At 59.3% G+C, this 21650-nt stretch carries 20 protein-coding genes, 1 tRNA gene and 1 pseudogene; 12 read left to right on the top strand and 10 right to left on the bottom strand.

Annotated features, from left to right (window positions below; all coding sequences use genetic code 11):
* Positions 1-43 precede the first annotated feature (43 nt).
* Positions 44-1375 carry a trigger factor gene (gene tig, locus Q5Y75_RS01640; RefSeq protein WP_306193704.1) on the bottom strand — a complete coding sequence of 444 codons (1332 nt, stop codon included), beginning with the start codon at positions 1373-1375 and terminating at the stop codon, positions 44-46.
* A gap of 183 nt (positions 1376-1558) precedes the next feature.
* The gene (locus Q5Y75_RS01635) at positions 1559-2686 is read right to left on the bottom strand and encodes a porin (RefSeq protein WP_306193702.1); all 1128 of its coding nucleotides are present in this window, start codon (positions 2684-2686) and stop codon (positions 1559-1561) included.
* A 334-nt stretch (positions 2687-3020) separates the two neighbouring features.
* On the opposite strand from Q5Y75_RS01635, the gene Q5Y75_RS01630 reads away from it, so the two are divergent.
* From Q5Y75_RS01630 to Q5Y75_RS01610, 5 genes are all read left to right on the top strand, one after another.
* Entirely contained in the window at positions 3021-3953 is a 933-nt protein-coding gene (locus Q5Y75_RS01630) for a carbohydrate kinase family protein (RefSeq protein ID WP_306193700.1), read from the top strand.
* A 17-nt stretch (positions 3954-3970) separates the two neighbouring features.
* Entirely contained in the window at positions 3971-4636 is a 666-nt protein-coding gene (locus Q5Y75_RS01625) for a D-lyxose/D-mannose family sugar isomerase (protein ID WP_306193699.1), read from the top strand.
* Between the two features lie 129 nt (positions 4637-4765).
* Positions 4766-4850: transfer RNA gene (locus Q5Y75_RS01620), tRNA-Leu, on the top strand.
* 318 nt (positions 4851-5168) lie between these two features.
* Positions 5169-6089: a class I SAM-dependent methyltransferase gene (locus Q5Y75_RS01615; protein ID WP_306193698.1), complete on the top strand. Its 921-nt coding sequence runs from the start codon at positions 5169-5171 to the stop codon at positions 6087-6089.
* A gap of 193 nt (positions 6090-6282) precedes the next feature.
* Positions 6283-6792: a Hint domain-containing protein gene (locus Q5Y75_RS01610; RefSeq protein ID WP_306193697.1), complete on the top strand. Its 510-nt coding sequence runs from the start codon at positions 6283-6285 to the stop codon at positions 6790-6792.
* Here Q5Y75_RS01610 and Q5Y75_RS01605 read toward each other — a convergent pair.
* Positions 6789-8363 carry an NAD(P)H-hydrate dehydratase gene (locus Q5Y75_RS01605; RefSeq protein WP_306193696.1) on the bottom strand — a complete coding sequence of 525 codons (1575 nt, stop codon included), beginning with the start codon at positions 8361-8363 and terminating at the stop codon, positions 6789-6791. The two genes, Q5Y75_RS01610 and Q5Y75_RS01605, sit on opposite strands and share 4 nt — an antisense overlap.
* Before the next feature lie 170 nt (positions 8364-8533).
* Here Q5Y75_RS01605 and Q5Y75_RS01600 point away from each other — a divergent pair, with 170 nt between their 5' ends.
* From Q5Y75_RS01600 to Q5Y75_RS01590, 3 genes are all read left to right on the top strand, one after another.
* Complete coding sequence (locus Q5Y75_RS01600; RefSeq protein WP_306193695.1) at positions 8534-8872, top strand: P-II family nitrogen regulator; 339 nt, start codon at positions 8534-8536, stop codon at positions 8870-8872.
* A 35-nt stretch (positions 8873-8907) separates the two neighbouring features.
* Entirely contained in the window at positions 8908-10314 is a 1407-nt protein-coding gene (gene glnA, locus Q5Y75_RS01595; RefSeq protein WP_306193694.1) for a type I glutamate--ammonia ligase, read from the top strand.
* Positions 10315-10442: 128 nt separating this feature from the next.
* Entirely contained in the window at positions 10443-10721 is a 279-nt protein-coding gene (locus tag Q5Y75_RS01590; RefSeq protein WP_306193693.1) for a hypothetical protein, read from the top strand.
* Positions 10722-10750: 29 nt separating this feature from the next.
* Here Q5Y75_RS01590 and Q5Y75_RS01585 read toward each other — a convergent pair whose 3' ends face one another.
* On the bottom strand, positions 10751-12088 hold the full coding sequence (locus Q5Y75_RS01585) for an MFS transporter (RefSeq protein ID WP_306193692.1): 1338 nt from the start codon (positions 12086-12088) through the stop codon (positions 10751-10753).
* A 164-nt stretch (positions 12089-12252) separates the two neighbouring features.
* Between Q5Y75_RS01585 and Q5Y75_RS01580 the strand changes: the two genes are divergently transcribed.
* From Q5Y75_RS01580 to Q5Y75_RS01570, 3 genes are all read left to right on the top strand, one after another.
* A complete protein-coding gene (locus Q5Y75_RS01580) occupies positions 12253-13092 on the top strand; it encodes an amino acid ABC transporter substrate-binding protein (protein ID WP_306193691.1) in 840 nt (279 codons plus the stop codon).
* Between the two features lie 27 nt (positions 13093-13119).
* Entirely contained in the window at positions 13120-13917 is a 798-nt protein-coding gene (locus tag Q5Y75_RS01575; protein WP_306193689.1) for a lytic murein transglycosylase, read from the top strand.
* A gap of 197 nt (positions 13918-14114) precedes the next feature.
* Positions 14115-15023, top strand: a complete 909-nt coding sequence (locus Q5Y75_RS01570) for a hypothetical protein (RefSeq protein ID WP_306193688.1) — start codon at positions 14115-14117, stop codon at positions 15021-15023.
* 66 nt (positions 15024-15089) lie between these two features.
* Here Q5Y75_RS01570 and Q5Y75_RS01565 read toward each other — a convergent pair whose 3' ends face one another.
* The gene (locus Q5Y75_RS01565) at positions 15090-15821 is read right to left on the bottom strand and encodes a heme-dependent oxidative N-demethylase family protein (protein ID WP_306193686.1); all 732 of its coding nucleotides are present in this window, start codon (positions 15819-15821) and stop codon (positions 15090-15092) included.
* Positions 15822-15945: 124 nt separating this feature from the next.
* On the opposite strand from Q5Y75_RS01565, the gene dddP reads away from it, so the two are divergent.
* Positions 15946-17286: a dimethylsulfonioproprionate lyase DddP gene (dddP, locus tag Q5Y75_RS01560; RefSeq protein WP_306193684.1), complete on the top strand. Its 1341-nt coding sequence runs from the start codon at positions 15946-15948 to the stop codon at positions 17284-17286.
* Between the two features lie 215 nt (positions 17287-17501).
* Here the strand turns inward: dddP and Q5Y75_RS01555 are convergent.
* The 5 genes and pseudogenes from Q5Y75_RS01555 to Q5Y75_RS01535 form a co-directional block, all read right to left on the bottom strand.
* A pseudogene (locus tag Q5Y75_RS01555) lies at positions 17502-18158 on the bottom strand (transposase); the annotation flags it as partial.
* A gap of 68 nt (positions 18159-18226) precedes the next feature.
* Entirely contained in the window at positions 18227-18661 is a 435-nt protein-coding gene (locus Q5Y75_RS01550) for an SLC13 family permease (protein ID WP_371933219.1), read from the bottom strand.
* A gap of 12 nt (positions 18662-18673) precedes the next feature.
* Entirely contained in the window at positions 18674-19999 is a 1326-nt protein-coding gene (locus tag Q5Y75_RS01545) for an SLC13 family permease (RefSeq protein WP_306193682.1), read from the bottom strand.
* 118 nt (positions 20000-20117) lie between these two features.
* Entirely contained in the window at positions 20118-20861 is a 744-nt protein-coding gene (locus tag Q5Y75_RS01540; protein WP_306193681.1) for a transporter, read from the bottom strand.
* A gap of 43 nt (positions 20862-20904) precedes the next feature.
* Positions 20905-21441: a DUF1214 domain-containing protein gene (locus Q5Y75_RS01535; RefSeq protein ID WP_306193680.1), complete on the bottom strand. Its 537-nt coding sequence runs from the start codon at positions 21439-21441 to the stop codon at positions 20905-20907.
* Positions 21442-21650 lie beyond the last annotated feature (209 nt).

Genomic DNA, 21650 nt, shown 5'->3' with positions numbered 1-21650 from the left:
GAGGCGGCTCTCCTTTAGGATCGTGCGATTGCAGTAAAGAGGATCACTCGTCCTCAAGCGCCTCGACGGCTTTCTGCAGATCGTCCTTGCTGACGTCCTTGTCGCTGACCTGGGCCAGCTCAAAGACATAATCCACAACCTTGTCTTCGAAGATCGGCGCGCGCAGTTGCTGTTGCATCTGCTGGTTCTGCTGCACGAATTCAAAGAACTGACGCTCCTGCCCGGGATACTGACGCGCCTGCGCCATCACCGCCTGGCTCATTTCAGCGTCACTCACTTCAACCTCGGCCTTCTTGCCCAGTTCGGCCAGCAACAGGCCCAGACGCACACGGCGCGACGCCAGCTTGTTGTGCTCCTCGGTCGCCTCGATCTCTTCGTGGTCATGACCTTCGACATCGGGGTTTTCCTCGTGCCACAGCTGATGCGCGATCTGCTTGGCCTCGGCCTCGACCAGGGTCGGCGGCAGGTCGAACGCGACCAGATCATCCAGCTTGTCCAGCAGGCCGCGCTTCATCACCGCGCGCGCGGCACCGGCATATTCCGCTTCCAGACGCTCTGAAATCTGCGATTTCAGCGTGGCCAGATCCTCGGCACCGAATTTCTTGGCCAACTCGTCGTCGATTTCAGCGGCCACCGGTTCCTTCACCTCTTTGATGGTGCAGGAGAACACAGCTTCCTTACCGGCCAGATGCTCGGCCTGGTACTCTTCGGGGAAGGTCACGGTGACGTCTTTTTCTTCACCGGCCTTCACACCAACCAGCTGCTCTTCGAAGCCGGGGATGAAGCTGTTGGAGCCCAGAGCCAGCGGATAATCCTCGGCCGAGCCACCCTCGAAAGCTTCGCCGTCAACCTTGCCGACGAAATCCATCACGACCTGATCGCCATCCTTGGCCTTGGAGCCTTTCTTGCGCGCTTTGAAATCCTGCGCATTCTCGGCCAGGTTGCCCAGCGCCTCGTCCACGGCGGCATCATCAGCCTTGACCACCAGCTTTTCCAGCTCGATGGATTTCAGATCGACCTCGGGGATTTCGGGCAGCGCCTCATAGGACATTTCGACATGCACGTCGTCGCCTTCTTTCCAATCCTCATTGGTCATCTTGACCTCGGGCTGGAGCGCAGGGCGTTCACCGCTGTCTTCGAAATGCTGGCTCATCGCGCCATCGATGCTTTCCTGCATCGCCTCGCCCAACAGACGCTGGCCGAACTGCTTCTTCAGCAGCGCCATCGGCACCTTGCCCTTGCGAAAGCCCTTCATCTCGACTTCGGGCTGTGCCTCGGTCAGTTTCTCGTTGACCTTGTCGTCCAGCTCGGCGGCGGTGACGACGATGTTATAGCCGCGTTTCAGACCTTCGTTCAGCGTCTCGGTGACCTGCATCTGGTATCCCCATGAGGTTGGGGCGCGCAACCCTGGCGCGCCAAGCAAATTTGACGCCTTCTATTGGCCCTGCCCCGCCTGTGCAAGGCCCATCTGGCGCATCATTCCCGATTCGGACCGCCAAAAAGAAAAGACCGCCCCGGATTCCCGGAGCGGCCCGCACATGTATAATCCGATGACGGCTCAGAACCTCCAGCGCGCGCCCAGCACAATAGTCGACAGATCGTCAAAATCGTTGGTCGAATCATCGTAGGCATAGTTCTGATAGGTCAGGTAGGTATCGACGTTGTATTCTTCGATCCGCTGAGCCACACCCACACCCCAGACGCTGGAATCGGAGCCATCGGTGTTGAAGTCCGCGCCGTCCCAGTAATGCACACCGATGCCGGTCTTACCGACATTTGGCAGCCAGTCCTCGGTCTCATAGGCGACCTTGGCATAATAGTAGTTCGGGTCGGTATCCATGTCGGAATCGACATCGCGGGTACCAGCGGCCACGGTAAAGCTCAGCCCGCTCTGCAAAAGAACCGAGGCAGAGCCGATCAAATCCTCGCGTTTGGCGCTGCCGTCCCCTTCGCGAACCTGGTAGGCCAGCGCCGCGTTCACCTTGGTGCCCGCGAACTCGTTCGAGTAATAGGTGCCAAAATCGTAATAGTCGCGGTCATCATCATCGGCCAAAACGTTGCGACCCCAGGCCGCGCCAAAGCTGAAGCCGTTGAAGGACGGGGTGTCATAGCGGATGCGCGCTCGGCGCGAGCCATCGAAATCATCCGTTGTGTCCCCGACAGTCGGGCCGCTCAGTACTCCAGCAGAATCGCGGAAAAGGAAACTGAAGTTGGAATCTGCGGTGAAGGAATAAAGCGCCAGTCCGACATAAGACAGATCCTGCTCCGCCGCGCCATCAGCAAACATGCTGCCCTGCCCGGCCGACACCTTGCCCCAGTCGCCTTTTAGCGAAAAATCGACATGCCGGATATCCTGACGGGTCCAGCCGCCGAAATCATTGCCAAGCTGGCTGGTTTCCGTCGAATTCGGCAGACCCAGCGCGGTTTCAAAGCGGAACTGGAAGGTGTTCGCGCCGTAGGGCTGGATCACCTCCAGCCCGACCCGGCTGTTGGAGGCGTCGTAGTCGCGGACATTGGTCTCGGTCTCCTGACCGTCATCGACCGAAATGATCGCCGGGTTGAGCTGCCCATAGAGCTTCACATAACCGCCCGAGTTGTTTTCATATTTCAGTTCGGCTGCAGCGGGGGCGGCAAACGCCGAAACCATAAGCGCCGTGAGGGAAACGGCCCTGAGAGTCTTAGTCATTGGATTCACCCATAACGGTAGTTGCTGGAACACCCTGTTCGACGTGATCGATAGATTTGTTTTTGTTGATCTAAACAAACGACCTTGTCTTCTAATCGGCAGACTGATCGCCCAACCTTTATGTCACCCTGATACTTCAAAGCCGCCAGAAGCGGAGACCGCATATTGCCGCACCGCTGGTTTCGGTCGACATCCGCCGATCGAAGCGACCCCACCCGGTGCCTCAATATTCTGGACCGGCGTTTTTTAGCCTCAACCCCGATCAAATTACTTGTTTAATGTTTGGAAATATCAGAAACGTTAGCGCAATCACTCCAAGTCTGAAAGCAGTCGCATGATATTGTGTTGTGGCGAAGCCCTGATCGACATGCTCCCGGCCCGGACCACCGCCGGAGCAGACGCCTTTGCGCCGCATTGCGGTGGTGCCGTGTTCAACACCTCGATTGCGCTGGGACGTCTTGAGATTGAAACCGGCCTGCTGACCGGGTTGTCGCAAGACTTCTGGGGCGAGATGCTGCGGGACGCTTTGAACCAAAGCAACGTAGATCCCGAGTTTTCGGTTGTCAGCAACCGCCCCACCACGCTGGCCTTTGTGCAGCTCAAGGACGGGCAAGCCAGCTACAGCTTTCACGACGAGAACTCAGCCGGGCGCGGGATCACGCCGCAAGAACTGCCCGATATTCCCGACCGGGTCCAGACGCTGTTCTTTGGCGGCATCAGCCTGTGCAACCCGCCCTTCTGCGACAGTCTTGTTGCGCTGGCCGAACGCGAGGCCGGGCGGCGCACCATCATGGTCGACCCCAATATCCGCCCGGGCTTTGTCAGCGACGCTGTCGCCTACCGGGACAGGCTGACGCGCCTGATCGCCGCCGCAGACCTGATCAAGGTCTCGGATGAGGACCTCGCCTGGCTGCGTCCCGACCTTCCCGATGACCTGAGCCGAGCCGACGCGCTTTTGCAGGCCGGTCCCGCGCTGGTCCTGCTGACCCGCGGCAGCGCCGGGGCCACCGCTTTGCGCACCGGTGCCGAACCAGTCAGCGCAGAGGCCCGAAAGGTCACCGTCTTGGACACGGTGGGCGCGGGCGACACGTTCAACGCGGGGTTCATGGCCAAGGCGCAAGAGCTTGGCCTGCTGACTCGGCAGAAGCTGCAAACCGCCAGCAAAACCGATCTACTCTCCTGCCTGTCCTTTGCCGCTCAGGTGGCGGCGGTGACCGTCTCGCGCGCAGGCGCAAACCCGCCCTGGGCCAAAGACCTGACCAACTGATTGCCAAAGGCCACATCATGAAACGATCCGAGATCAACGATATCCTCGCCGAAGGTGATGCCTTCATGCGCCAGCACGGCGTCATTCTGCCCCCCTTTGCGTATTGGCAGCCCGAACAACTGCGCGGCGACAACGCCGCGTTGATCCGCGATCGCGGCCTGGGCTGGGACATCACCGATTACGGCGAGGGCCGGTTTCACGAGTTGGGCCTGTTCCTGTTCACCACCCGCAACGGCGCGGTCGAGGATCTGGGCGCGGGCAAGGGTATGCTCTATGCCGAAAAGATCATGATCTCGCGGGACAAGCAGCTGTCCCCGATGCACCGCCACAACATCAAGGCCGAGGATATCATCAACCGCGGCGGCGGCGATCTGGTGCTGGAACTCTGGTCGCCCGATGCAAGCGGCAATATCGATCGCGAGGCCAAGGTCACCGTGCCCTCCGATGGTGTGATGGTCACGCTCGACCCCGGTGGGTTGCTGCGGCTGAAACCGGGCCAGAGCGTCACCCTGATGCCTGGCATCTGGCACGCCTTCTGGGCGGAACAGGGCGATTGCCTGATCGGCGAGGTGTCGACGGTCAATGACGACCGGACAGACAACGTCTTCGAAGCCCCGATCGCACGCTTTTCCGATATCGACGAGGATGTCTCGCCCTCCCATCTGCTGGTGTCAGACTACTAAAGCCTGCGGCAGTCAGGCCGGGCGCGCGCTCGGGGATTGGAAACCGGCAGCTTGCGCTTTTTTCGCTCGCACTCGGTTTCAACCTTTGTTATGCACCGCCGCACAGCGCGGCCCTGGGGCTGCGCGGCTGCGGGTGTGGCGGAATTGGTAGACGCACCAGATTTAGGTTCTGGCGCCGCAAGGCGTGGGGGTTCAAGTCCCTTCACCCGCACCACTTTGTTTTTAAACAGAAGATCGTCGATATAGAACCATTCATGCCCGCTCACGGTATGGGCGCGGATGGGCGTTTCTACATCATCGAGGATAACTTCGCGTAAGAGGCCGCGACCATTGCCGCAGCATTCACTACATGGACGTGAACCTCCTCAAGCGGTAACCATGTTCGGGCGATCATCTTCGCAGGCAAACAGATCAAGTCGGAAGGCACCCGAGGAATTTGGGGGCGACCCAGGTAGCCGCGTTCCCAAAAAGCTTGATGGAACTGCCCTGTCGACGTGTTGCATGGTGGTTGGAAGGGTTTGGGTTCTCAAATATGTGGCAAGTCAATTGTGCAAAGAACACGCTCACCGCGATGTTGCCCTTTCAGCAAAGGCTGCGCGCCTTGAAGAGGCGCATCGCCGGCAAGGCGCATCAGATCCATGAGCAATCGGTTTATTCAGGTGGTTTCGACCAAATCAACTTCCTGAGCGAAGCGGGGCTGGACCTTCAAGGCAGCACGATTCTCGAGATAGGGACCGGCTGGTATCCGGTGATTCCGCTAATGTTGCGCTTGGCAGGCGCCAGGCAGGTCATCCTGACGGACGCCCACCCGCTGCTCGACCGGGAAACGCTGAAGGCAGCGGTGGATTTCCTGAGGGCGCGCCGCACCGATCTGGCAGAGCGCCTGGGCACCAGTGTCGAGAAGATCGAGGAGACCCTTACCTTTCCCCATGATGCACCGCTAGATGAAGCCCTGGATGCGCTGGGGTTGGCGTATCGGGTGCAGGCGTCACTCAAGGAAATGGATGTCCGCGTCGATGCCATCATAAGTCACACGGTGCTGGAACATGTTCCGCCCGCAGTCATTGTCGCGTTGCTGGAGCAAAGTCGCGACATCCTGCGCCCTGGCGGAGTCATTTCCCACGGCATTGATCATTCCGACCACCGAGCACACAGAGATGCGCGCCTGAGCCGCGTCGACTTCCTGCGCTATAGCGAAACGATTTGGAAACTTCTGTGCCTGAACCCGCAGGATTACACAAATCGCCTGCGCCACTCCGATTACGTCGCGATGGTGGATGCCGCTGGATTTGACCTGGTGCTGGAGCGACCCATCCTGGATTCCGGGGCAAGAAATGCCCTGAACGAGATGGTGCTGGCACCCCGTTTTCGATCCCGCGACCCCGACGATCTTGCCGTCTTGTGGACAAATATTCTGGCCCGCCCGCGCACACCGGAAAAGGCCGCGGTCTAGAGGCGATTGGCGCTTCCCGGCTACGCGTTCAAAGTTCTGGGGTTTCAGTGAACTTCGGATCGATACCCTCGCCAGTCTCGGCGCACACTATTTGGCGGTGACAAAACCAGTGGCTTAAAAATTGCCGCCCCAGCCTCACGCTTTTGCCACATTCCCAACGCCACACTGGCGCATGCCGTCAAGTGAGAGCGCCATGACCCAGACCAGTGTCAACCACAGAACCGATCAGCCCACCCTGCCCCGCTTTCAGGCAAAGGCAAAGGCAGATACGGGGTTTCTGTCCGGAACCGTGGTGATGGCCCAGCGCGGCGAATGCCCGGTTGAGGATCTGGCCAAAGGCGACAAGATCATCACGCGCGATCGCGGCTTTGTTCTGGTGCGCGGCGTAAAGCGGACCACCTGCCGCTGCCGCGCGATCTCCTTCGCTGCAGGTTCGCTTGGCGACACGCGACCCGATCAGGATCTGGTTCTGCCCGCCGGTCAGAAAGTGCTGATCCGCGACTGGCGCGCGCAGGCGCTGTTCAATGCAGACCGCGCCATGGTGCGTGCCGATGCGCTGCTTGACGGAGAGTTCATCCGCGATTTGGGCATCCGCGAAATGGTGCTTTATCAGATCGCATTCGATGCCCCCCATGTACTTTATGCGGGCGGGCTGGAACTGGCGGCTGAACCATCGGGCGCAGCGATGAGCCACGCAGCCTAAAAGCCCAGTTCCCGATACACCGCTGGCAATTGCTCTGGCAGGTCTTCTGCGATCAGGCCGGGACCAAAATGGCGCGCGCATTCTACGTGCAGCCACGCTCCTGTCTCAGCCGCCTGCATCGGTGCGAATCCCCGCGCCAGTAACCCGGTGATGAACCCCGCCAGCACATCCCCTGACCCGGCCGTCGCCAGCCACGGGGCGGCGCGCTCGTAATGGGCGGAGTTGACCGAACAGCGCCCATCCGGCGCAGCTATCACGGTGTCGGGCCCCTTGAACAGAACGACGCAGCCTGCCCGCTTTGCGGCATCTCGCGTGGCGTCAACCTTGGAATAGGCCGGTCCCTTGGTGGGCACCGCGTTCAGTTTTTCGGAGATATCAGGAAAGAGCCGCGCAAACTCGCCCCCATGCGGGGTGAGCACACAGGTTTCATGCAGCATTGCAAAAAGCCCCTCCGGCGCATCCGCAAAACCCGACAGAGCATCTGCATCCAGAACAGTTGGGCGGGCGGTTTTCAGCGCTCCTGGCACCAGATCCCGCGCCCGCTCCAGCCCAAGCCCCGGCCCGAGACAAAGCGCGTTAAGCCGCTCATCACTCAGCAATTCGGCCAGCCCATCGCCCCCTTCGACCCGGCGCAGCATCAGCGAGGTGATCTGGCTCGCCACCTCCATCTGCGCCGAGGGCGGCACCCCCAACGTCACCAGCCCCGCACCGATCCTGAGCGCGCCCCTTGCGGCCAACCGCGCTGCGCCGGTTTTACCCGCGCCACCGGAGAGGATCAGGGCGTGGCCGTGGAAATATTTGTGGTCGCTTTCCCATTTCCCGTGAAAACCAACCTCCAAGGGCGAAGAGATCATCCTCACATACTCTCGCGCCGGTGGCGTGTTCAGCCCAATATCTGTGACAATAAGCTTCTTACAGAGTCCGGGACCCCCACCATAATGCCCCTCTCTTAGTAGAAATTGACCAACTTTTCTTGTGTGGAAAGTAACCGTTAGATCAGTCGGGAATGCCCCGAAATTTGCACCAGAGTCACAGCAAAGTCCGCTAGGGCAATCCACTGCAACATATTTTTGTCGACGCCTTTCCGGTCGGGTATGCGTGACGGTCGGCACAAGGCCGTGCCAAACCCTCTCGGTGTTGTCGGGCATCGAGCGGGTCATACCTGTGCCGAATAGGGCATCCACGACCAGATCATGATTTTGCTCGTCTAGCAGATCCTCTATCGCGCGATCATCCCAACCCCGACCCAAATCGTTTCCACACCACCGCTCATAATTCGTCCGCGCATCCGGCGGCAGTTTCTCGGGATCACCGTAGAGGAACACCTCCACCTCCCAGCCGCGCTCCTTCAGCAACCGCGCCACGACAAACCCGTCACCGCCATTGTTGCCCGGACCGCAGAGCACCACCGCCCGACCGGCGCTTTCCGCCAGTTCCGGCCATTCCTCAAAGATCGCCTCGACCACCCCCTGACCGGCCCGTTCCATCAGCTCCAGCCCGGTCACCTCGCCGCTGTCGATGGCCGCTTTTTCGATGGCCCGCATCTGGGCGGCGGTCAGCAATTCACTCATCGAAAACCCCTCGCGATTCAAAACTGCGCAGTTTTTATGCAACTTGCCTATTTTTTGACCGGGCGTTAGAAATCGCCTCGTTCCAATGGTCCCGGCGCCACTATCGGATTGTGGCTCTTATTCAGACATGATCTGAGCCGGACTGACAAGATTTCAGGGAGGCTCCGCCAATGAAAAAGATCGAGGCCATCATCAAGCCTTTCAAACTCGATGAGGTGAAAGAAGCGCTGCAGGAAGTTGGCGTTCAGGGCCTGAGCGTGATCGAGGTTAAGGGCTTTGGTCGCCAGAAAGGCCATACCGAGCTGTATCGTGGCGCAGAATACGTTGTTGATTTCCTGCCCAAGGTCAAAATCGACGTGGTTCTGGACGATGATCAGGTTGATGCCGCCATCGACGCCATTGTGGGCGCCGCCAAGACCGACAAGATCGGCGACGGCAAGATCTTTGTCAGCCCTGTCGAGCAAGCCATTCGCATCCGCACCGGCGAGACCGGTTCGGACGCATTGTAATTCCGAAACATCTTCCAACAAGGGGACCGAATAGAATGAGCAAGGACACAGTTCTTCAGCTGATCAAGGACGAGGATGCCGAATATGTCGACATCCGCTTTACCGATCCGCGCGGCAAGCTGCAGCACGTCACGGTGATGGCCGATCAGGTGGACGAAGATTTCCTGGAAGAAGGCTTCATGTTTGATGGGTCGTCGATCGCGGGATGGAAATCCATCGAAGCCTCCGACATGAAACTGATGCCCGACACCAACAGCGCATATGTCGATCCGTTTTATGCGGAAAAGACCATCTGCCTGCACTGCTCGGTTGTCGAACCTGACACTGGCGAAGCTTATGAGCGTGACCCGCGCGGCACTGCTGAAAAAGCCGAAGCCTATCTGAAATCCTCCGGCATCGGCGATGCGGCCTATATGGGTCCCGAGGCCGAGTTTTTCCTGTTCGACGACGTGCGCTTCTCGAACTCGATCAACAAGGTGTCCTACGAGGTCGACGCAACGGATGCGTCCTGGAACACCGACACCGAGTATGAGATGGGCAATATGGGCCATCGTCCCGGCGTCAAGGGCGGCTATTTCCCGGTCAACCCGGTGGATGAAAGCCAGGATCTGCGTTCCGAAATGCTCAGCACCATGAAGCGTCTGGGCATGAAGGTCGACAAGCACCACCACGAGGTGGCGTCGTGTCAGCACGAGTTGGGTCTGATTTTTGACAGCCTGACCAAACAGGCCGACGAGCTGCAGAAATACAAATACGTCATCCACAACGTGGCACATGCCTATGGCAAATCGGCGACCTTCATGCCGAAGCCTATCGCCGGCGACAACGGCACCGGCATGCATGTGAACATGTCGATCTGGAAAGACGGCAAGCCGCTCTTTGCAGGCGACAAATATGCCGATCTGTCGGATGAAGCGCTCTGGTATATCGGTGGTGTTCTGAAGCACGCCAAGACGCTGAACGCCTTCACCAACCCCTCGACCAACAGCTACAAGCGCCTGATCCCGGGCTTTGAAGCGCCTGTTCTGCGCGCCTACTCGGCCCGTAACCGCTCGGGCTGCGTGCGTATTCCGTGGACCGAAAGCCCGAAAGCCAAGCGCGTCGAGGCCCGCTTCCCCGATCCGGCCGCAAACCCCTACCTGGCGTTTGCCGCTCTGCTGATGGCCGGTCTGGACGGCATCAAGAACAAGATCGATCCGGGCGAAGCCATGGATAAGAACCTCTACGATCTGCCTGCCGAGGAACTGGCCGGTATCCCGACCGTCTGCGGCAGCCTGCGCGAAGCGCTGGAAGCTCTGGCATCGGATCACGACTTCCTGCTGCAGGGCGACGTGTTCACCAAGGACCAGATCGAGGGTTATATCGAGCTGAAGATGGAAGAGGTCGAAACCTACGAGCACACGCCGCATCCGGTTGAATACGGCATGTATTACAGCTGCTGATCTTAATGCGAGAGAAGAACTGAGCGGGCGCCCTTCGGGGCGCCCTTTTTTGTCCGCGCATATCGCTTGACCAGATGATGCAGCGCGCGGAAGCTGGCAGGATATCAATCTGCGACAGGGGAACTGATATGCGTCTGATGCTGAAATTCACCATCCCGGTAGAAAAGGGAAATGAGGCCGAGCGCAACGGCTCACTCGGCAAGGCGATCGCAGCGCTCGTGCAGGAGGTGCAGGCCGAAGCCTCATATTTTGCTCTGGAGGATGGCAAACGCATGGGCATCGTGATTTTCGAAGAAACGGATCAGGCGCGCATGCCGGTGATCAACGAGCCGCTTTTTGCTGCACTTGATGCCGCGATCGAGATTCAGCCGGTGCTGACCGCCGAAGACCTGCAACGCGCCATTTAAGCAAACAGGCCACCCACAGGAAGGAACGGTTAGCCGGTTTGTGCCGGGCGTTCCAACGCGAGATAGCCGTAGATCAGCACCACCCCCGCCACGGCGGCTGTGTGCCAGAACACCGCCGCAAAGGCCCCCGTCGTGGCGAAGATGGTGCTGCAAATGGCCATCCCCATGGTTCCGCCCAAAAGCTGGCTGCTCAGCACGATCCCACCCGCCTGCCCCTGCATCTGCGGCGGCACCGACATCATGACCGCCCGTTGCGGGGGTACAAAGAGATAGGACACAGCGATCCCCCAGATCAGCAGACCGGCATAGACCAGAAGTGTCACGCCCAGCCCCATGCCGATGGCCATGGCCGAAATCCCAACAAAGGTCCCGCTCACACCCCAGAGCGAGGGCGCGCGCGTGCCATGTCTATCTGCGGCCTTGCCCGCAAATGTCGCCATCAGCATCGGCGGCGCAACAGCAGGCAGCAAGGCCACGCCGGACATCAGCGGTGACAGGCCAACCTTTGTTTGAAAATACATCGCCCCAAAGACGAAGGTGGCGATCTTGACGAATTGCGCCAGCAGGACGATCAGGTTCGCGGCGGCAAAGGTCGGATTTGCGAACAAAGCAACCGCGATTAGCGGCGGGATTGCACGCAATTCCCAGAACACGAACAGGGCCAGCATCGTGACGCCCAGGCACAGTGGGATCAGGACATCCGGTCGCGACCAACCGCGCTCGGGCCCCTCCATAATGGCGAAGACGGTCAGCGCCAGCCCCCCGACCATCAAAAGCAGGCCGCCCCAGTCAAAGCTGCCCTCGACCCCATGGGGCGGGTCGCGCCAGAACCGCCATGTGACCGCTGCCACGACCAACACGATTGGTGGGTTGATCCAGAAGACCCAACGCCATGACAGGTACTCGGTCAGCAGCCCGCCCACCAGCGGGCCGAGCGCCAGAAAGCTGGTGCCGATCGCGCCATAGATGCCCAGCGCCATGCCGCGTTCTTCTGGCTTGAACGACATCGACACCAGAACCAGAGACAGCGGAAAGATAATCGCAGCCCCCAAGCCCTGCGCCAGACGCGCAATGATCAGCATGGTTCCATCCGTGGCAAATCCGCCAACCGCCGAGGACAGGCCGAAGATCAGCAGCCCCGCGACAACCAGCACGCGGGTGCCGACAATATCGCCAAACCGCCCCGCCGCGCCCGAGAGCGCTGCGAGCACCAGCAGATAGATGTTCACAACCCAATGCGCGCCCAGCGCGCTTAGCCCGATCTCTTTCTGGATGGTTGGCAGCGCCACGCCGACCACGGTCTCATCGAGCAGGATCACACCCAGGATCGCACCCATGGCGCCCAGTATCCACCAACGTTTGTCCATCTGTTGCCCTCGCCACCGGTTCGTCGCGATCCTTGTCGGATCATTGGGCGTAGGCTCCTTTGCCAAGTCAAGGAATTGCCTTTCTTACGCCCAGGCCGCTTTTTCCTTTTTGGACGGGACAACGCCCGCTATCGTCCACCCCAAGTAACCAGATTGGATGATTGATGCGATTTCTTCTCACAAGCTTTGCGCTGGCCACCACATTGGCAACCGCCGCCCCGGCCCAGACGCTGGACCGTATCCGCGAGTCCGGGCAGTTCAATATCGGCTTTCGCGCCGATGCTGTCCCGCTGTCCTACATCAACACCGAAGAGCAGCCCGCAGGCTATTCCGTGCTGATCTGCGACCGGATCGCACAAAGCCTGGCCAACGAGTTGGAGTTCGACAATCTCAACGCAACCTTTGTAGCGGTCGACACAAAGGACCGGTTTGACAAGATCGCCAGCGGCGAGATCGACATTCTCTGCGGTGCCGCCACGATCACGCTTGAGCGGCGCGCGCAGGTCGATTTCTCGATCCCCACCTATGTGGACGGCACCGCGTTGCTCCTGCCCAAGGAGGGCGGCGAGAACCTGAGCGATCTGGCAGGCAAGAAGGTCGGCATGCGGGGCGCCACCACGACCGAGATTGCGGTGCACAACAGCTTCGAACAGGCGGGAATCGAGGCCGAGATGGTGCCCTTCCTCTCGCATCAGGCCGGGTTCAAGGCGATGGCGGATGGCGAGATCGACGCCTATTTCGCCGATCAGAGCATCATGCTGGTCAGTTTTGCGGGCGGCAAGATGCAGGACGGGTTCAAGATGTCCGACCAGATCCTGACCATCGAGAAACACGGGCTGGCGCTGACCCGCGGCGATGCCGAATTCCGCCTGTTTGTGGACCGGGTGATCTCGGGGCTTTACGAGGACGGCTCGATGGAGGAGTTCTTTGAAGCCACATTGCCGGGGATCGAGCCGGGGGGCGCCCTTCAGGCCCTTCACATCATCGCTCCGACCCTGCCCTGATCCCCTCTCACAAGAAGCGAGCCTGCCATGCGATCCCTGCCCTGCCTTGCCCTGATCCTGTCTCTTGCCGCGCCGCTTGGGGCGCAGGCCGCCAGTTGCGGCAATACAAGCGCCGGGTTTGAGGCCTGGAAACAGGATTTCGACAAGCAGGCTCGCAAGGCGGGCGTGAAGAAAAAGGGGCGGCAGGCGCTGGCCAGCGCACAATATGCCAATCGCACCATTGCCGCTGACCGCAACCAGAAGAGCTTCAAATACACGCTCGATAAGTTCATGCGAATCCGTGGCGCTGATACGATCGTCGCGCAGGGACGCAAGCGCAAGGCGCGCAACCCCAACTTCTATGCCGCGCTGGAGCGGCAATATGGCGTGCCCAGCGGCGTCTTGCTGGCCATTCACGGGATGGAAACGGGGTTTGGCAATTTCATGGGCGACAGTCAGGTTGTCTCGGCCATCGTGACGCTGGCCTATGATTGCCGCCGCTCGGAGTTTTTCATCCCCCACGCCATCGGCGCGCTGAAACTGGTCGATCAGGGCGCGATCACCCCCGCCACTTTGGGGGCCAAACATGGCGAGCTGGGCCATACGCAGTTTCTGCCGGGCAATGCAATGACCTATGGAGTCGATGCGACCGGCGACGGGCGGGTGGACTTTTACAACTTGACGGACGCGCTGGCCTCGACCGCCAACTTTTTGCGCCAAAAAGGCTGGAAACCCGGCAAAGGCTATCAGCCCGGAGAGCCCAACTTTGCCGTTATAAAGCAGTGGAACGCGGCCACGGTCTATCAGCAGTCGATCGCCATAATGGGCGCACGCATTGACGGCTAAGCGCCGCAACGCCGCCACAAGATCGCCACATTCCCCTCATGAAGCGGCATAATCACCATAAAATGAAGGGGTTTCCGTATTGGCATCAATCCGCCGATATCCGCCGGACTGCCTCGAATCTGGCAATCGCGGTCACAGTTTTTCCCTCTTCGCCCTTTAGCTTGGTTGCTGAACACAATCGCGTGGAGGGTTGAACAGTGACGGATACGGGCAGGTATCACGGTGGACTGGTAAACCAGGGCTATGAGGATGGCGCGCTTGACCGCTTTGGTCAGATCGCCTCGGCAACTCTGGAAGATCACGGCCATAGGGTCGAACGGCAGGCGCTGGTGAATGCGCATGAGGCGCGCATCGTCACCAGCCAGTATCTGGTCAAGCTGGCCTATGACCGCGTGCCGAACCCCGAATCCCGTTCCAGGATACTGGACCGTGTCGCGGGCCTGAACGCCAAAGGCCAGGCTGATACCGCGCAGGGCAAGTCCCGTCTCAACATCACCCTCACACCGGTCTCGGCAGAGCTTACCGATCAGGACACATCCGAACTGATCCTGGTGGTGATGCTCTACCGCATGGTGGATCTAGCAACCACCGAGTCGATCGAATGGCTCGACTCGGATGTCACATTAACCGTCGAGCAGTTCATGGGAGCGTTCGCAGATCTCTCCCCAAAACGGGTGGGCGACCGCAAACACATCATCGCCAACAAAGGCGCGCGGTTCGCCCCCATCGAAGAAGAGGTCGCTGACCTGACGACCCATTACGACTATGTCGCGGCCCAGACCCCGCATTGCGGCAGGCTGGGGCTGGTTGAACTTTCCGAGGAAGAGGCGCTTGCGCTGTCTTTCCGGACCGAACCCCTGCCCGCCGAACTGGAGGCTATCGCGCTGGAAGATCAGCCCGAAAGCGACATCCGGCGGCTGACCAGCTGGAGCATGACCGGCTGCCTTTACTTCGTCTCGGCCCCGGTCGCAGTGTCGATGGCTGCGGTCAACCTGATCAAGGGCGAGGATTTCAGGCTCAACACCCATGTGCTGGCGCTCACCAGCTCGATAATGATCTATAAGAATACTGGCATGATCGACAGCGTAACATCCTTCTTTTTGTGATGTAGTCTCTCTCTCACCGTCTCTCTCGTGCCTGTAAGATCGCCCCGTTCGCTGAGCGGGGCGGTCTTACGTTTGCACGACGTCTGGGCGGGCCAGAACATAGGTGTGGATCGAAAAGACCACCGCGCCAGTCGTTGGCAGGCGCAGGATGCATTGCCGCTCGCTGCGCAGATAATCCGCCACCGTTGCCTCGGGCGTTTCGCGCCGCGCCGCCGCACTGCGGGGCTGGTGCAATTCCGGGTCCGCATACCAAAGCGCGTTGAATCGCCAGAGCGGGCGCTCGGGCTGTACCCCATCAAACAGGCGCTGCACACGCTTGGCGATGCCCCCGTCATAAGAAGCGACCGGCTCATGGATCGCAATCAGCGGGCGCTGGTACTTTTCTGCCAGCAGCCAGCTTGCCGGAAAGCATAGCACCGCGCCGGTCAGAACATGTTCCTCGCACTGTTTCTGCAACAGACACAGATCCTCCTGCACCAACCGCCCCAGCGTCCCCATCGGGTCGGAACGGTCAATGAAGACAGACACTCCATCGGGGCGCATCACATGCGAGCCGGCCTGCGGGTAGGCAAGGCGCAGCACCAGATCGAGCAGTTCTTCAGCAGCCGGGCGTGCCGACTCATCCAGCGCCAGAACCTTGGCGCGGCGGTCTGCCAGCAACTCCTCGCGCCGCGCCATCTGTCCGGCAAAGACCTCGTCCCGGATCAGCCAGTCCTCTATGCGCAAGGGCGCGATACCCGGCAGCGGCCGGGGCGTCAGTGGATCATAGGGAAGGCTGCGCTGAAGAAGACCCGTCATGACAGGGGCTTAGCATTCCTCGAACGTGCTGTCGGCCCAAAAACGACATGTCTACAGGTCGCAATCGACCGGCATCGGGGCAAAAATCTGCGCTCAACTGACCTCAGCAAAAAGGGGAGCCACCGTGAACACGCATTACAGGGACAGCCGCAAGATTGACCCCACGCGCGGCGCAACGCTGGGGGACGGCACTCCGAATGACATGGATCGGGTCGAAATCGGCCCAACGCAGCTTGCTTTTGCCGAATGGAAGACAGCCGGGCTGCAACTACCCAACCTTGAGCGCATGCGCGAACATCGCTGGAAACGGCTGACCCGGCATATCGTTGATCGCGGCTATGCCGGGCTGCTGATGTTTGATCCCCTTAATATCCGCTATGCCACTGACAGCACCAATATGCAGCTCTGGAACACCCACAACCCGTTCCGGGCAGTGCTGCTATGTGCCGACGGCTACATGGTGATCTGGGACTACAAGAACTCGCCGTTCCTGAGCAAATTCAACCCGCTGGTGCGCGAACAGCGCTCGGGCGCGGACCTGTTCTATTTCGACCGCGGCGACAAGGTGGATGTGGCGGCGGATGTGTTCTCAAACGAGGTGCGGGTTTTGCTGGCCGAACATGCCCCGGGCAATATGCGGCTGGCGGTGGACAAGGTGATGCTGCACGGGCTGCGCGCGCTGGAGGCGCAGGGTTTCGAGATCATGGAGGGCGAAGAGGTCACCGAAAAGTCGCGCTCGGTCAAAGGCCCTGACGAAATCCTTGCCATGCGCTGCGCCAGCCATGCCTGCGAAACCGCCGTGCAAGCGATGGAGGATTTCGCGCGCGCCAATGTGGGGGATGGCGTAACCTGCGAAGACGATATCTGGGCGATATTGCACGCCGAAAACATCCGGCGCGGCGGCGAGTGGATCGAAACTCGCCTGCTCGCCTCGGGCCAGCGCACCAACCCATGGTTTCAGGAATGCGGGCCGCGGATCACCCAGAAGAACGAGATCATTGCCTTTGATACCGATCTGATCGGGTCTTACGGGATTTGCGTGGATATCAGCCGCACCTGGTGGATCGGGGATGAGCCGCCCCGCGCGGACATGATCTATGCGATGCAACACGCGCATGAACACATCATGACCAATATGGAGATGCTCGAGCCCGGCGTGACGATCCCGGAGTTAAGCGCCAATACGCATCGTCTGGATGACAGGTTTCAGGCTCAAAAATATGGCTGCCTGATGCACGGCGTGGGCCTTTGCGATGAATGGCCGCTGGTGGCCTATCCTGACAAGGCCGTTCCGGGCGCCTATGACTACACGCTGGAACCAGGCATGGTGCTGTGCGTCGAAGCGGCGGTGGGCGAGGTTGGCGGCGACTTCTCGATCAAGCTCGAAGATCAGGTCCTGATCACCGAGAACGGCCATGAGAACCTGACCACCTACCCGTTCGATCCCGCCCTGATGGGCGGCTGAAATGTGTGTGGCCACATAGTTTGACCCCTTTGGCCAGCACTTTGGCAAGAATTGAAAGAGAGTTTGTTTTTCGAGCAGAACCGCTGCCCAATCCGAGCCAAGCGAATGCTCATGCAACGCGCGGCGAATGCCGGCGAAGAGCCGATTCTGTTGAAAGACAAAGTGTTGCAGGCGCAGAAAGTTGTGCTCTGAAGAGCGCGCAAGCGCATTTCTTATCAGGCTTTGCACGTTTTCTGCGGTGCAGGAAAGTGCTTGGCCAATTTGCGGAGGTTCTGGGCGGTGGCGGCGAGAAGAAATTCATCATTCGCGCCACATGGGCCACGTAGTCGCAGCCGGCCCAACCCGAGAATGCATTTGAGGTGAGCGAAGAGGATTTCCACCTTTTTCCTGAGCTTCATCGCAATCGCGTATTCATCCGTCTTGGCCAGCTCTCGGGCGACCTGACGGGCGTCTTCGTGCTCTTCGCGCGTGATCGATCTGGCATCGGCGTTGGGGCAGCATTTGGGTTTTGACGGGCACACCTGGCATGTCAGTTTCAGAGCACGATACTTCGCGGTACCCTTGCCCGTCGGACCCCGGTTCGGATCAGAGTAATTGCGTCGGAACTGCTTGAGCGCGTGTCCTTCTGGGCAGATGTATTGGTCATTCTCCGCATCCCAGTCGAAGTCTGTGCGCGTCCAGGTCCCGTCGAGGCGCCCGGCCTTGTCGATCACAGGGATGTAGGGATAGATCTTGCGATCCACGAGCCAGCCGAGCATCGGGCCGGAGCCGTAAGCGGTATCGGCAATCATCCAGTCTGGGACCATGCCGAACTTGTCCCTTACGCGGTCCAGCATGGTTTTGGTGGATCCGACCTCAGCCTGCCTGATTGACCAGATGTCCAGTTCGTGCGCTTTGATACAAACACAAAGGTAGGTCAATATCGGTTAACACACTCATTTCAATAAGGAAAAAAAATGGGCGCGATCATCACCGTTACAATCCCTACCAGAACGGTCAATGGCAGACTTGTCTTTACAAAGTCACCAAACCTGTACCCGCCCGGCGCGACAACAACTGTAATCACAGGTGTCGAAACGGGGCTGAAGAATGTTGCCGATGCGGCGGTGAGGACGCGTAGCGCCAGGGAATAGGGTGAAATGCCAAGTGTTTTTGCGGCCGTGATCGCGATGGGCGCAACTAGAACAGCGGCAGCAATGTTGGGTAGAAGCACCCCCATGATCGCCGTCAGACCGAAGATCGCCGCCATAACCGTTCTTGGACTCGCCGTTCTCACCAGATCAAGGAGTATTTGAACGAGGACGTCCGAGCCGCCGGTCACTTCCAGTGCGTCAGCCAGTGGCAGCATCCCCCCGACTACGACCAGGCTTGTCAACTTGACTGCTCGCTACGCGTCTTCGGCAGATAGCAAGCGCAGCAGGACGGAGGCCAATGACGCAAACACGACCGCAACTGCCACCGGAACAATCTCGATGGCGGGCCAGAACCCATCGGGCGCTGCAGGCAGCACGTTGCGTTCTCGGGAGTAGAACAAAAGAACCAGCTCGTTGTGATGTCTGAACAGTTCGTCCAGCCTGTCCCAAGTTGCAGCCAACAACAACCTGTCTCCGGGCATCAGCGGGCATGACTTGGCATCCGGGATGGCCGTGCCGTGGCGCATGATGCCGACCACGGCTATCTGCCCCGGTAGAGCGTCAAGCGCAGTCTGTGCAGGCTGTCCAAGGATTGTGGCCTCGGGGTGGACTAGCGCATCGGCAAAGCCCAGCGTTGCCACCCATTCGTCCATGCGGTCGATGACCTTGGGCGCACGCCGTGTGCCTTCGCACTGCACCAGCGGGTTCTGTTGCTTTGGATAACGCGGCAACAGCAGAACGTCACCCACCGCGAATTGCATTGTTGGCCGGTACAACGCTGCACTCAATTTCCCGTTCTGATCCAGGCGAATCCGGGCAAAAACCCTCATCTTCTGGTCAGCCAGCGCGGCAACGCCTTTGGGAGTGATGATTTCAAGTGCTTCGATCTGCGGCTTCAGGTCATAGTTTGCCCACATCTGACTCAATGTCGGTGAGGTGGTACCCCTGTTAGTCGGGTGGCCTGATGGGGTTGACCGAAGATTGTGGCGCCCGATCAGAACCATGTAAAGAACTGCAAACAGCAGGATGATCAGGCCAATCGCCGAGAACGAGAAGAAACCAAAACCTGTGTAGCCGTGTGAGATCAACTCGTCGCTGATAATCAGATTGGGTGTCGAGGCGATCAGTGTCATTGATCCGCTGATCAACGCGGCAAAGGACATCGGCATCAGAAGCCGGGATTTGTCATTCCCCGTCTCTGCCGCAATCCTCAGGACAATCGGTATGGAAATGGCAACCACTGCTGTTGCACACATCATGCTGCCAAGAAGCGTTGCACTTACCATGATCAGGGCGATCAGGACGGCTTCGATCCGGCCGCCGTAGTGCATGATCGTGTCGCCGACGCATTTTTCCACTCCGGTGCGATCCAGCATTTCACCAAGGATCAGAAGGCAGGCGACGAGGATGATGACCGAGTTTCCAAAGCTGGCAAGGCCTTCTTGCAAGGAAAGCGTACCGCTCAGGATAAGTGACAAAACGACAAGTACGGCAACAAAGTCATAACGAACACGGTTGCTGGCCAAGAGCACGCTCGAAACAGCGATCACCCCAAAGACAAATAAGGTCTCGTTGTTCATGTCCGATCAGCTCAACCTGTTCAGATCAAATGAACAGATGTGAGCTTTCTCCGCTCTTGGCTGCGTTGTCACAATGCATCTAGCCCCGAGGTATGACGACCTGTGCCTGTAGTCGGCATCATATGCCTTCCGGGCCGGTACTCGGTGCCTCTGCCCAATCGCCCAGGCCGCCTTGAAAATTCACCGGTACTTGGCCAAGAATGGCAAGCTTCGAGACTGCGAGGTTGACGGGTATGGACCATTGCTCAGCCTCCCAGTCATAGGTGCTTTCGCTTTGCAGCGAGACCATCAAGGCGGTTTCCGTTGTATAGGCCACGAACGGTTGTAGAAGTGTAGAGTTGGTCGGTGTGTCCGGATTGCTCTCAATGTCCCAGATATGATTTGCAAGCGCGCCGTAGGTCCAGTTTCCCGTCTGAACAACGCCGATCCCGGTGATACCCGCTGCCCATGTGTCGGATGAGACATCCGAGCCGGTGGGGATGCGCATGATCGGGCCAACGCCCCAGATCAGATCGCCCTGCGGAGCGGGGGAATACCAGGCGTTCTGCAGGATATCTCCGAATCCGCTCTGCGATGTGACGGGCACCCCATTCTCCTGCCCGATATAGGGGACAATCGTGCGCGTGATGATGTTGGCCCCATTGTGCAGACCAAATGGGATCACAGGCTGAAAGTTCAGCATGGTTCTGCGCCCGCTGTCGGTCGCACCGATATTGTCATCTCTGTTCCACTGGAACGGGACCGAGATGATTGCCGCAATCGGGTTGGCCAATTCCTGTGCAAGGTCCGAGGTCTCATCCGCCCCGGCGGTGACGAGCAATACCACGCCGGCAATAGCTGCAATCCATTTGCCAGAGGCCATACGAAAGTCTCCTAAGTGAAGGGGAAGTGCGCGCAAGGCGGGTTCAGTCAACAGGTGTAATCTGCGGGAAGGCCCACTCGCCGTTCAAAAGCGTCTCTTGCGGTTCATAAAGGCGAATGCCGTAGTTCCAACCGGGCTTGACCGGGATGCAGTTGAGCCGCCCGTCCTCGCATCCGCCAAAGTGCAGTGTGATCGTGCCATCGTCGTTTCGGTTCACGGTGAAATCGTTGAAGCCGTTCACGTTCAGATCGTTGGCTTCCACAAACCCGTCCGCGTTGTAGACCGTTACCGACCAGAACGCGTCAACCGGCACATCGCTGACGGTGACGGCGTGCGAGGTCTCGCCATCGTTGGCGTCGACACTGTCCTGCAGATACATGGCGGCGTCTCGGGGCAGACCGCCCCAACCCGCTGCAGTCCCAACGAGGTGATCAATCGGGCGGACCTGGTCAGGAAGACCAAATGCATAGCTCGCATCGAACCCAAAGATCGCAATGTCATTCATAGCGCCACGGATCAATGCGAGGTCCTCAAGATCCCAGTCTGGAGCCTCAAACGGTCCGGTTCCGCCCCCGCTCATCTAGACACCGTCCTATCGCCCCACCTCCACTCTCAAAATGAGTGAAACAGCGACCGACCAACCAATCAATCGACTTTTTCAACACTATCCGGAGAGGCCGTGTGAGAACTCGCGATGATTGCACAGCGTTTTCGGCTTTTGGTCTTGGATGCATTTTTGACCGGTTGATCGCTGCTGATCCTTCAGAGCTGGGCTCAATGGCATTGCAG

It is taken from the genome of Ruegeria discodermiae (assembly GCF_030758345.1).
Lineage (GTDB): Bacteria > Pseudomonadota > Alphaproteobacteria > Rhodobacterales > Rhodobacteraceae > Ruegeria_C.
This window is presented reverse-complemented; position numbering and strand designations above follow the sequence as displayed.